The sequence below is a fragment of the Microbacterium esteraromaticum genome (assembly GCF_900163815.1).
In the GTDB taxonomy this organism is placed as follows: Bacteria; Actinomycetota; Actinomycetes; order Actinomycetales; family Microbacteriaceae; genus Microbacterium; species Microbacterium esteraromaticum_B.
This window is the reverse complement of record NZ_FUKO01000029.1, coordinates 1-11079: the sequence shown is the minus strand read 5'-3', so window position 1 is coordinate 11079 and position 11079 is coordinate 1. Positions and strand designations below refer to the sequence as shown.

Sequence of the window (11079 nt, the reverse complement as noted above, 5' to 3'; positions counted from 1 at the left end):
CGGCTGTGCCTGCTCATCGGTCATAGTCGGCTCCGAGCGTCGCCAGCTGCTCGTCGGACCAGCTCTCGGCAGACCACCGCAGCGTGAGCTCGCCGAGCGGTTCGAGCTGCTCGAACGACAGCGCCGCGTGGCGGTACAGCTCGAGCACCGAGATGAACCGCGCCACGACGATGCCGGGCTCAGCGACACCCGCGATCAGTTCGCGGAACGTCAGTGATTCGGTGCTGCGCAGCAGCGTCACGACCACGGCTGCCTGCTCGCGGATGCTGACCAGCGGCGCATGCAGGTGATCGAGCCCGACGGTCGGGATCTCCTTCGGCGCGAAGGCCAGCAGTGCCAACGCGGCGAAATCGTCGACTGTGAGCGACCACACCAATTCCGGCGTCTTGCGACGGTGCTTCTCATCGAGCTGCACGGCGCGCACGTGCCGGCGGTCTTCTCGCTGCAGGCAGCGCGCGAACCACGCCGAGACCTCTTTGAAGGCACGGTACTGCAGCAGCCGCGCGAACAGCAGGTCGCGAGCTTCGAGCAGCGCAACGGATTCGGCATCCACCAACTCACCCTGCGGGAGGAGTCCGGCGACCTTCATATCGAGCAGCGTCACCGCCACAACGAGGAACTCCGAGGCCTGTCCGAGCTCCTCTTCGCCATCGAGCTCCTTCAGGTACGAGATGAACTCGTTGGTGACGCGGCTCAGAGAGACTTCGGTGATATCGAGCTCGTGCTTGGAGATGAGGTTCAGCAGCAGATCGAAGGGTCCGTCGAAGTTCGTCAGCGAGACGCGGAAGCCGGAGTCGTCCTCGGCTGTCTCAGCGGGATCGACAACCGGCGCGAGGAGCGGATCAAAATCAGGCGACGGCGCCACGGGCGACCAGCTCCCGCGCCAGTCGCAGGTACGCCTGCGCTGCGGCGTGCTCCGGCGCGAACTCGGTGATCGGAATGCCCGACACGGAAGCGTCCGGGAACTTCACCGTGCGACCGATGACCGTCTCAAGCACGTCATCGCCGAAGGCCTCGACCACGCGCTCCAGCACCTCGCGCGAGTGCAGCGTGCGCGGGTCGTACATTGTGGCCAGCAGTCCGTCGAGGGTGATCGACGGATTCAGGCGATCGCGCACCTTGTCGATCGTCTCGATGAGCAGCGCCACACCGCGCAGCGCGAAGAACTCGCACTCCAGCGGGATGACCACGCCGTGCGCGGCGGTGAGCGCGTTCACAGTGAGGAGTCCGAGCGATGGCTGGCAGTCGATGAGAATGACGTCGTACTCGCCGGCGACGTGACGCAGCACGCGCGCGAGGATCGTCTCTCGGGCGACCTCGTTGACCAGGTGCACCTCGGCGGCCGACAGATCGATGTTGGCCGGCAGCACGTCGAGGTTCTCGACCGATGACGCCACGATCGCATCATGCGGATCGCGCTTGGTGTCCAGCAGCAGGTCGTAGACGGTGGTCACGTCGTGCGTGACGATGCCGAGGCCCGCCGAGAGCGCACCCTGCGGGTCGAAGTCGACGGCGAGTACCTTGCGGCCGTATTCGGCGAGCGAGGCGGCCAGGTTGATCGCGGTCGTGGTCTTGCCGACCCCGCCCTTCTGGTTGCACAGCGCGATGATGCGCGCGGGCCCGTGCGATGCGAGCGGCGCGGGGGTCGCGAACCCTTGATATGGGCGACCGGTCGGGCCGATAGGGGTTTCGTCGCCCTTCGTCGCCTTCGAGCTGGACTTCGCCGCTTGCTTCGCCACCGTTTCCTGCCTTCCGTGCTTGGTCGATTGTAGCGGCCACGGCGGCGGCCTCACAGTCGGCGCGCGGCAGGGCAGAGAGCGGCAAGCGGACACGACGTCCGACGCGCAGTGAATACCGCCGTCAGCGCGCCCGAGGATGCGAGGTCGCGTAGATGTCTCGCAGTGTGTCTACCGACACATGCGTGTAGATCTGCGTGGTGGCGACAGAGGCGTGCCCGAGCAGTTCCTGCACGACCCGCACGTCGGCGCCGCCCTGCAGCAGGTGGGTGGCGAACGAGTGCCGCAGAGTGTGGGGCGAGACCTCCGCGGCGATCTGCGCACGTTCGGCGGCCGAGCGGATCACGAGCCAGGCGCTCTGCCGCGACAGCGGTGCACCGCGCGCGCCGAGGAACAATCGGGCAGTCGCTCGGCCCTTTGCCGCCAGCTGCGGTCGAACGCGGGTCAGGTAGGCATCGACTGCGACGCGCGCGTACGACCCCACCGGCACGATCCGCTCTTTGTCGCCCTTGCCGCGCAGCCGCAGAACGTCGCCATAGGCGAGATCATCGACGTCAAGCGAGACGACCTCTGACACTCGAGCACCCGTCGCATACAGCAGCTCGAGCAGCGCGCGGTCGCGGATGCCGATCGGCTCGTCGGACGGGGGCGCGGCGAGCAGACGCTCGACCTGGTCGATCGTCAGGGCCTTCGGCAGACGCTGCGGCGTCTTCGGCGGGCGCAGCCGCCCGGAGGGGTCATCCGACGCGATCTCCTCGCGAGCCAGAAAACGGTGCCAATTGCGCACAGACGACTGCAGTCGGGCAAGGCTCGTCGCCGCGGGCGGCGGGACGGCTGCGGAACGCTGGGCGATGAAATCCGACACGACGGATGCCGTCACCGCCTCGATCTCCGTGATCCCCTGCGCCGTCAGCCATTCCAGGTAACCGTTGAGATCTCGCCGGTACGCCGCGATGGTGTGCGCGGAGAGGCCCCGTTCGATCGTGACGTGCCGCAGATACTCGTCCAGCGCCCGGTCGAGCTGCATGTCAGGCTCGGTCGCGCAGCAGCCGCTCGGTGGCGAGCACCCCAATGGAGAGGATGCCGTTGTGCATCCGTCCTGCCAGCACAGCATCCGCAGCATCCGACAGCGGCACCCACTCCACGCGGATGTCCGCTTCTTCGTCTTCGCGCACGTGCGCGGCTTCGGACGCACTGATGCCGGTGGCGAGGTAGATGTGGATCATCTCGTCGTTGCCGCCCGGTGTCGTCCATGACGACACGAGGTGTTCCCAGTGGGCGGCGGTGACGTCGGCTTCCTCCGCCAGCTCGCGCTGCGCAGCGACCAGCGGATCCTCGCCGGGAATGTCGAGGAGACCCGCCGGCAGCTCCCAGTCGCGGTGGCGGATCGGATGCCGGTACTGCTGGATCAGCAGCACCCGGTCCTTCTCATCGACCGCGACGATCGCCACCGCACCGGTGTGAGCGACGTACTCGCGGACGATCTCGCCCTCGCCGTAAGCCACCCGATCCGAGCGCACGTCCCACACCCAGCCCTTGTAGACGAGGTCGCTCTGGAGCACTTCCGGCTCGAACGACTCGTCCTGTAGCGAGGCGGCGGACCTGGCCGCGGGCTTGTCAGTCATCTTCGGTGAACAGCTCGCTGGAGCGGTGTCGTTCGATCGCCGCGCCGACCAGGCCGCGGAACAGCGGATGCGGCGACGTCGGCCGCGAACGCAGCTCGGGGTGCGCCTGCGTCGCGATGTAGAACGGGTGCACGTCGCGCGGAAGCTCGACGTACTCGACAAGATCGAGGTCGGGGTTCAGGCCGGAGAACACCAGACCCGCTTCGGCCAGACGGGCACGATAGGCGTTGTTCACCTCGTAGCGGTGACGGTGGCGCTCGGAGGCGGTGCTCGCACCGTACAGCTCCTGCGCCAGGGATCCATCCGCCAGTGCGGCCTCATAGAGTCCGAGCCGCATGGTGCCGCCCAGATCGCCGCCGTCGATGATGTCGACCTGTTCCGCCATGGTGGCGATGACGGGCTCCGCGGTCTCCGGGTCGAACTCGGTCGACGAGGCTTCCGCGACACCGGCCATGTTGCGCGCGTATTCGATGACCATGCACTGCAGTCCGAGGCAGAGGCCGAGGGTGGGGATGCCCTGTTCCCGAGCGAAGCGCAGCGCGCCGAGCTTGCCCTCGATGCCGCGGATGCCGAAGCCGCCGGGCACGCAGATGCCGTCGACGTTCGCCAGCGCCTTCTCGGCGCCCTCCGGGGTCTCGCAGGAGTCCGACGGGATCCACCGGATGTTGACCTTGGTCTCCTGGGCGAATCCGCCGGCCTTGAGCGCCTCGGTCACCGAGAGGTAGGCGTCGGGCAGGTCGATGTACTTGCCGACCAGGCCGATGGTGACCTCGTGCTTGGGGTTGTGCACCGCGTGCAGCACCTTCTGCCAGCGCGACCAGTCGACCTCTCCCGCCTTCGCGTCGAGACCGAAGCGGTGGGCGATGTACGAATCGAGCTTCTGGTCGTTCAGGGTGGAGGGGATGTCGTAGATGCTGGGCAGATCGACGGTGTTGATGACGCCTTCGACGTCGACGTCGCACATCAACGCGATCTTGTTGCGGTTGCTCTCGCTCACCGGGCGATCACTGCGCAGCACGAGAGCGTCAGGCTGGATGCCGACCTGACGCAGCGCCGCGACCGAGTGCTGGGTGGGCTTGGTCTTCTGCTCGCCCGAGGCCCCCATGAAAGGAACCAGCGAGACGTGCACGAAGAAGACGTTGTCGCGGCCGAGCTCGTGACGCAGCTGACGGGCGGCCTCGAGGAACGGCTGCGATTCGATGTCGCCGACCGTGCCGCCGACCTCGGTGATGATCACATCGGGGCGCGGCTCTTCGGAGGCCTGCAGGCGCATGCGCCGCTTGATCTCGTCGGTGATGTGCGGGATGACCTGCACGGTGTCGCCGAGGTACTCGCCCCGGCGTTCGCGGGCGATCACCTGCGAGTAGATCTGGCCGGTGGTGACGTTCGCCGCCTGCGACAGGTTGATGTCGAGGAAGCGCTCGTAATGGCCGATGTCGAGGTCGGTCTCGGCGCCATCGTCCGTGACGAAGACTTCGCCGTGCTGGAACGGATTCATCGTTCCCGGGTCGACGTTCAGGTAGGGGTCGAGCTTCTGCATGACCACGCGCAGTCCGCGCGCGGTGAGCAGATTGCCGAGGCTGGCGGCGGTGAGTCCCTTGCCCAACGAAGAAACGACACCGCCTGTCACGAAGATGTGCTTCGTCGTGGACTGGGTGTCGTTCGCGTTCCCCGCGCCGGAAGAGTTCATCACGGGCTTCGATCCTATCAGTTCAACTTCGAGCCGAGGCTCAGAAGCTCTCGGGCATGGGTGAGGGCGGCGTCGGAATCCGTGAGACCGGAGAGCAGCCGGGCCATTTCGGCTTCGCGCTCCTCCCCCGCCAGACGGGTGACGCTGGAGGCAGTGACCGCGCCATCGTGCGACTTCACGACGGAGAGGTGGTTGGTGGCGAAGGCCGCGACCTGCGCAAGATGGGTGACCGCGATGACCTGCGAGGTGCGAGCCAACTGGGCGAGGCGTCTGCCGACCTCGATCGCGGCGGCACCGCCGATTCCCGCATCCACCTCGTCGAAGACGAAGGTCGGCACCGGGTCGGTACCGGCGATCACGACTTCGATCGCGAGCATGACGCGTGAGAGCTCGCCGCCTGACGCGCCGCGCGACACCGAGCGCGGTTCGGCTCCGGGATGCGGGGCGAGGAGGATGGCGACATCGTCGCGTCCGTGGGTCGATTCCGCACCGGGTGACACGCGCACTTCGAGTCGGGCATCGGGCATCGCCAGCGCGTGCAGCTCTTCGGTGACCGCGCTCGAGAGCCGCCCGGCGGCCTCTGTGCGCACGGCGGTGAGTGCGCCAGCCGCGTCGTCCAGGTCTGCACGGGCCAGGGCGGCCTCTTCGGTCAAGCGCTCGATGCGGTCGCCATCGTCATCGAGCTCGGCGAGGCGGAGGGAGCCGGTCTGCCAGACCTCGAGCGCCTGTTCGAGGGATCCGTGCTGCCGGATCAGGCCGCCGATGGCCGCGCGACGCTCTTCGACGGCAGCGAGCTCATGCGGACCCGCCTCGTCGAGGTCGGCGAGGTAGGCGCTCAGCTGCAGGGTGAGGTCGGCGGCACGGTAGCCGAGATCGGCGACGGCATCCGCGATCTCAGTGAGCTGCGCGTCATCTGCGCGCTCGAGAGATCGTCGCGCTTCGGCGAGCAGAGCCGATACGTCCGGGAGATCTTCATCGCTCGACAGCGCCGATCGGGCGACGGATGCCGCAACACGCAGCTCTTCGGCATTGGCCAGGCGCTCCGCGCGTTCGTTCAGTGTGGCGTCCTCGCCGGTCTGCGGTTCGAGCTGTTCGATCTCAGCCAGCTGCTCGCGAAGCAGCGCGGCCTCGGCTGCACGTCGGTCGCGATTCTCGGTCAGCTCGGTGATCTCGGCATCCAGCCCGCGCCACGTCTGAAAGCTGCTGGCATAGCGCGTCAGCGCGTCGGCGATGGCCTGGCCGCCGAACCGGTCGAGCGCATCACGCTGTGCGACCGCGGAGCGGAGCCGCAGCTGCTCGGACTGCCCGTGCACGACGACGAGCTCTTCTGCCAGTGACGCGAGCACCGCCGCGGGTGCGGGGCGGCCGCCGACGCTGGCGCGGCTGCGGCCTTCGGCGCTGAGCGTGCGCGAGACATACAGCTCGGCCGCGTCACCGGCGGGTTCAAGCTCGCCGCCGGCGTCGGAGACGATGTCGGCGATGGCGCCCGCCGGGGGCACCACCCACACCCCGGCGACGGATGCCTGCCCGGCACCGGCCCGAATCGCGGACGTGTCGGCACGTGCGCCGAGCAGCAGTCCGAGTCCGGTGACGACCATGGTCTTCCCCGCGCCGGTCTCACCGGTGACGGCGGTGAATCCGGGGCCCAGCGGCAGCATCGCGTCGTCGATGACGCCGAGGCCGCGGATGCGCATCTCGTCGATCATGGGGCGCCCCGCCACCCGGCGACCGGCAGCCGGAACTTGCGCACGAGTCGATTCGTGAAGGCGGTCGGATGCAGTCGAGCCAGTCGCACCGGCTCTTCCGAGCGCCGCACGATCACGCGCGCCCCGGGGGGCAGATCGTGTGAGCGCCGACCATCGCACCAGAGGATGCCGGTGCTGGTCGTGCGCTCGAGAACTTCGATCGCGACCGAGGCCTCGGGGCCGACGACGAGGGGCTTGGCGAACAGCGCGTGTGCGGACAGCGGCACGACGGTGATCGCCTCCACGGTGGGCCAGATGACCGGGCCACCGGCTGAGAAGTTATATGCGGTGGATCCGGTGGGGGTCGAGACGACCATTCCATCGCATCCGAAACTCGACAGCGGTCTGCCGTCGATCTCGATCACGACCTCGATCATCCGCTCACGGCTGGCCTTCTCGACGGTCGCCTCGTTGAGCGCCCAGGTGTCGTAGACGACGTTTCCTGCGGAGTCCTTCACCCGCACCGAGAGTGCGAGGCGCTCTTCGACCTCGTAGTCGCGATCGATGACGCGGCGAACAGCAGCATCCATGTCGTCGCGCTCGATCTCGGCCAGGAAGCCGACGTGTCCCATGTTGATGCCGAGCACCGGCGCGCTCGATCCGCGTACAAGTTCGGCCGCGCGCAGGATCGTGCCGTCGCCGCCGAGGACGATCGCCAGCTCGAGGTCTTCCAGCGCGACATCGACGCCAAGCAGCTCGATGTCCGCGAAGCGCGCATCGACCTCGATCAGTTCATCTCGATCGGGGGCAGGAAGGACCGGAACGGCCCCCGCGTCACGCAGTGCGTCGATGATCCTCAGGGCCGCAGCGACCGTGTCCTCTCGCTTTGCATGAGCGATGACCAGAATGCGTCGGTCGTTCATCGTCCTCCTGCCAGATGCGCGATGTGCTCCGTCCATTCTGACGGATCAGTGCCGCGGTGAGGTGCGAGGTGCGCCAGATACTCGGCATTGCCGTGCGTGCCCAGAATCGGCGAGGGCAGGATGCCGAGCGTGCCGAGCCCTGCATCCTGGGCGCTCCACAGAGTGCGCTCGACGGCATCCATCCGTGCAACACAACTGGTGACGAGTCCGCCGCGCACGGCCGTGCGTCCGACCTCGAACTGCGGTTTGACCAGCAGGATGATGTCGGCCTCTGCGGGCGCCGTCTCGGCGATCGCAGGCAGCACCAGCGCCAGCGAGATGAAAGACAGGTCGCCCACGATGAGATCGGGGCGTACCCGCTCACCGGTGGCCTTGGCGAGGCTGTCGGCGCTCATATTGCGCACGTTGAAGCCTTCGACCGAAGTGACGGCGGAATTCTGCGCGATCTGCGGAGAGAGCTGGCCGTGGCCGACGTCGACCGCGAGCACCTTGCGCACACCGCGCTCGAGAAGCACCTGCGTGAAACCACCGGTGGAAGCACCCATATCGAGCGCCAATCGGCCCTCAGCGCCGATCTTGAAGCCGTCGAGCGCGGCGATGAGCTTGTGCGCACCGCGGCTGACGTAGTGGTCACTGCCGGCGACCGAGATCGCAGCCTCGTCGGAAACAGCTGTCGATGCTTTGACGATGGTGCGTCCGTCGACCTGCACCAGGCCGTCGGCGATGAGGGTCGCTGCGTGCGTGCGCGATCGCGCAAGTCCCCGTATAGCCAGGGCTGCGTCCAGACGCGTCATCGCGCTCCCGGGGCCGCGTCGCGGGCGTCTGCGCGCGGGGCGCTCTCAAGTCGTTTCATCAGCTCGTCGTGCAGCGCGCCGTAGGCCCCCGCGCGATCAGCGAGCGGCTGCCCTTCGATGAGGCGCAGGCGGCTCCAGAGCGCATCGGCTGGCTCATCTCGCGTGTGCTCCATCAGACCACTTTAGCCCGCGCCAGCGCTCGCGCTGTGGCGACGCTCAGGGTCTGTGGAAAGGATCTGCGTAGAGCAGCTCCGGCACCCGGAACGCATAGATCGCGAGTCCGGTGGCCCAGATGGCAGCGGCTCCCGCGCGCAGCAGATCGACCTGCGAACGCCCCTGCGAGAGGATCTGCACGTCGGCATCCACCACGCGCACTGCGGCATCGTTGACGGTGAACACGCCGTTCTTCTCCACGGGTTGCGGGTACGGCAGGTGCAGTTCGCGCAGGTCGCTGAGAATGTAGTCCGGCCGCGACCCCTGCGGGGCCGCCAGCACATGTTTGGGGCGGTCGATGCCGGTGAGGACGAGCGCGGAGTCGATCCCTGCTCGCGACGACCCCAAGATGTCGGTATCGAGGCGGTCGCCGATGAAGAGCGGATGCTGCGCCCCGAACCGGGCGATCGCCTCTTCGAAAATCGGCGTCTCGGGCTTGCCTGCGACTGTCGAGAGCCGTCCGATTGCGGTGTGGACCGCCGAGACGAGGGTGCCATTGCCCGGAGCGATGCCACGGTCACGTGGAATGGTCCAGTCGGTATTGGTCGAGATCCACGGGATCCCGCCCTCGTCCTCGGGCAGCTTCAGCGCGAAGGCGGCTTCCGCCAGGTCGGTCCAGGCGACGTCGGGCGCAAAGCCCTGCACGACGGCGGCCGGCGCGTCGTCCGCATTGCGCGTGACCGTGTACCCGGCCTTCGCCGCCTCGACTTCGAGCCCCTCTCCCCCGACGATGAGGATCGTCGCAGGAGCGGGCACCATGGTCGCCAGCAGACGCATCGCAGCCTGTGGACTCGTCACCACGTCTTGCGGCGACACCGTGAGCCCGAGGCTTGTGAGATGCTCAGCGACAGAGGCATCCGTGCGGGACGCGTTGTTGGTGATGTAGCCGAGCCGCATCGACTCGCCGGCACGGTTGAGGCTGTCTACCGCGTGCGGCAACGCACCTGGTCCGGCGTAGACGACGCCATCGAGATCGGCGAGCACCGCATCGCGGTCAGTCAGCGGGGTCGGCGCCGGCTGCGCACGACGGAAGAGAGCCATCAGCGATCGGAATCCTCACTCAAGTCGTCGGTTGCCACGGACTCTGGAGTCTGCGGCTCTCCGGAATCTGGCTGCTCTTCAGAGTCTGCCTGCTCGTCAGAGCCTGGCTCCTCGTCAGAGCCTGCCTGCTCATCAGAGCCTGCCTGCTCGTCAGATTCTGCCTGCTGCTCGGCATACGGCTGATCGTCAGCCTCCGCTTCGCCGGCATCGACGTCGTCCGCATCCGCTTCGCCGGCATCGACGTCGTCCGCATCCGCTTCGCCGGCATCGACGTCGTCAGCCTCCGGTTCGCCGGCATCGACGTCGTCCGCATCCGCTTCGCCGGCATCGACGTCGTCCGCATCCGCTTCGCCGGCATCGACGTCGTCCGCATCCGGTTCGCCGTCTGTGAATTCATCGTCCTCGATGAGACCGTCTTCGACGTAGATCTCATCGAACTCGCCATCGAGACCGAGCGCGGAGGCCGCGGCGTCTGCACGCTGCGCCCAGAATGCAGACTCCTCCATCCGGCCGAGGTCTTCGAGCACTGCCGCGCGGGCTGCGAAGAGCGCCGGGCTCCACGAGAACGCGCGATCGGGGTTGAGTTCCGGAATCTCGAGCTCTCCGAGTGCGAGCTCCGTCTCACCGCGATCGAGTCGAGCACCCGACATCGCAATCGCCAGAGCCACACGCACAGCCGGATCCAGCGAAGCGCGATCGACAGTGCGCCCCTCTTCGAGCGCACGGTCGGGTCGGCCCACTCCTCGCTCGCTGTCCACAATGAGCGCGATCTGGTCATCGTGGCCGGAGATCCGCCGGTAGGTGCGCAGCTCTCGCAGAGCGAGCGCAAAGTCCCCGACGCCGTATGCCGTGATCGCCAGCGTCTCGCGGACGACCGCGACGCGGCCAGCACGACGGGATGCTGCCAGTGCATGCTCGTGGGCACGCTCTGGCTCGTCGTCGACGAGCTGTGCCACCATCGCCAGGTGCCGAGCCACCTGCTCGGCGTTCTCCTTGCTCAGCGTCTTGAGCTCGTTGCGGGCCGCCGGATGCAGATCACGCGCGGTGATCTCGTCTGGCAGCGGGGGCTCCGGGATACGTTCCCGAACCGGAGCGAATTCATTGTAGGTGCGCTCCACGCCGCCCCGCTGCGGGAACGACCGACGGTCGCCATCGTTGCGGTCGCCACCTTGGGGACGACGATCGCCTTGGGAACGACGGTCACCCTGGGGGCGGTCACCGTAGGAGCGGCGATCGTCCTGGGTGCGGTCATTGCTCCGGTAGGGACGGTCGCCCTGCGGACGGTCGTTGCTCCGGTAGGGACGGTCGCCCTGCGGACGGTCGTTGCTCCGGTACGGGCGGTCACCCTGCGGACGACGGTCGCCCTGCGGGC

The 11079-nt window shown here is 67.7% G+C and carries 10 protein-coding genes and 1 pseudogene; all 11 read right to left on the bottom strand.

The window, feature by feature from the left end:
* Positions 1 to 13 precede the first annotated feature (13 nt).
* Positions 14 to 865 carry a segregation and condensation protein A gene (locus tag FM104_RS11245; protein ID WP_087132337.1) on the bottom strand — a complete coding sequence of 284 codons (852 nt, stop codon included), beginning with the start codon at positions 863 to 865 and terminating at the stop codon, positions 14 to 16.
* Entirely contained in the window at positions 849 to 1739 is an 891-nt protein-coding gene (locus FM104_RS11240) for a ParA family protein (RefSeq protein WP_087132336.1), read from the bottom strand. Before FM104_RS11240 ends, FM104_RS11245 begins: the two co-directional genes overlap by 17 nt.
* A 121-nt stretch (positions 1740 to 1860) precedes the next feature.
* Positions 1861 to 2763, bottom strand: coding sequence for a site-specific tyrosine recombinase XerD (gene xerD, locus FM104_RS11235; protein ID WP_087132335.1), 903 nt, complete (start codon positions 2761 to 2763; stop codon positions 1861 to 1863).
* A gap of 1 nt (position 2764) precedes the next feature.
* Positions 2765 to 3361 carry an NUDIX domain-containing protein gene (locus FM104_RS11230; protein ID WP_087132334.1) on the bottom strand — a complete coding sequence of 199 codons (597 nt, stop codon included), beginning with the start codon at positions 3359 to 3361 and terminating at the stop codon, positions 2765 to 2767.
* The gene (locus FM104_RS11225; protein WP_087132333.1) at positions 3354 to 5051 is read right to left on the bottom strand and encodes a CTP synthase; all 1698 of its coding nucleotides are present in this window, start codon (positions 5049 to 5051) and stop codon (positions 3354 to 3356) included. Before FM104_RS11225 ends, FM104_RS11230 begins: the two co-directional genes overlap by 8 nt.
* A gap of 17 nt (positions 5052 to 5068) precedes the next feature.
* Positions 5069 to 6757, bottom strand: a complete 1689-nt coding sequence (gene recN / locus FM104_RS11220; RefSeq protein WP_087132332.1) for a DNA repair protein RecN — start codon at positions 6755 to 6757, stop codon at positions 5069 to 5071.
* On the bottom strand, positions 6754 to 7659 hold the full coding sequence (locus FM104_RS11215; RefSeq protein ID WP_087132331.1) for an NAD kinase: 906 nt from the start codon (positions 7657 to 7659) through the stop codon (positions 6754 to 6756). Before FM104_RS11215 ends, recN begins: the two co-directional genes overlap by 4 nt.
* Positions 7656 to 8453 (bottom strand): TlyA family RNA methyltransferase, encoded by a 798-nt coding sequence (locus tag FM104_RS11210; protein WP_087132330.1) that lies wholly within the window; start codon positions 8451 to 8453, stop codon positions 7656 to 7658. The genes FM104_RS11215 and FM104_RS11210 overlap by 4 nt, the downstream gene beginning before the upstream one ends.
* Positions 8450 to 8626, bottom strand: coding sequence for a hypothetical protein (locus tag FM104_RS16530; RefSeq protein ID WP_179206765.1), 177 nt, complete (start codon positions 8624 to 8626; stop codon positions 8450 to 8452). The genes FM104_RS11210 and FM104_RS16530 overlap by 4 nt, the downstream gene beginning before the upstream one ends.
* A 43-nt stretch (positions 8627 to 8669) precedes the next feature.
* Positions 8670 to 9707: an HAD-IIA family hydrolase gene (locus FM104_RS11205; RefSeq protein ID WP_087132329.1), complete on the bottom strand. Its 1038-nt coding sequence runs from the start codon at positions 9705 to 9707 to the stop codon at positions 8670 to 8672.
* Positions 9707 to 11079 (bottom strand): annotated as a pseudogene (locus FM104_RS11200) (hypothetical protein); the annotation flags it as partial. The pseudogene FM104_RS11200 and the gene FM104_RS11205, both read right to left, overlap by 1 nt.

Bases quoted from the DNA above. Each gene is read 5' to 3' on its own strand.
- xerD (WP_087132335.1), bottom strand. From the start codon at position 2,763: ATGCAGCTCGACCGGGCGCTGGACGAGTATCTGCGGCACGTCACGATC.
- FM104_RS11230 (WP_087132334.1), bottom strand. From the start codon at position 3,361: ATGACTGACAAGCCCGCGGCCAGGTCCGCCGCCTCGCTACAGGACGAG.
- FM104_RS11225 (WP_087132333.1), bottom strand. From the start codon at position 5,051: ATGAACTCTTCCGGCGCGGGGAACGCGAACGACACCCAGTCCACGACG.
- recN (WP_087132332.1), bottom strand. From the start codon at position 6,757: ATGATCGACGAGATGCGCATCCGCGGCCTCGGCGTCATCGACGACGCG.
- FM104_RS11215 (WP_087132331.1), bottom strand. From the start codon at position 7,659: ATGAACGACCGACGCATTCTGGTCATCGCTCATGCAAAGCGAGAGGAC.
- FM104_RS11210 (WP_087132330.1), bottom strand. From the start codon at position 8,453: ATGACGCGTCTGGACGCAGCCCTGGCTATACGGGGACTTGCGCGATCG.
- FM104_RS16530 (WP_179206765.1), bottom strand. From the start codon at position 8,626: ATGGAGCACACGCGAGATGAGCCAGCCGATGCGCTCTGGAGCCGCCTG.
- FM104_RS11205 (WP_087132329.1), bottom strand. From the start codon at position 9,707: ATGGCTCTCTTCCGTCGTGCGCAGCCGGCGCCGACCCCGCTGACTGAC.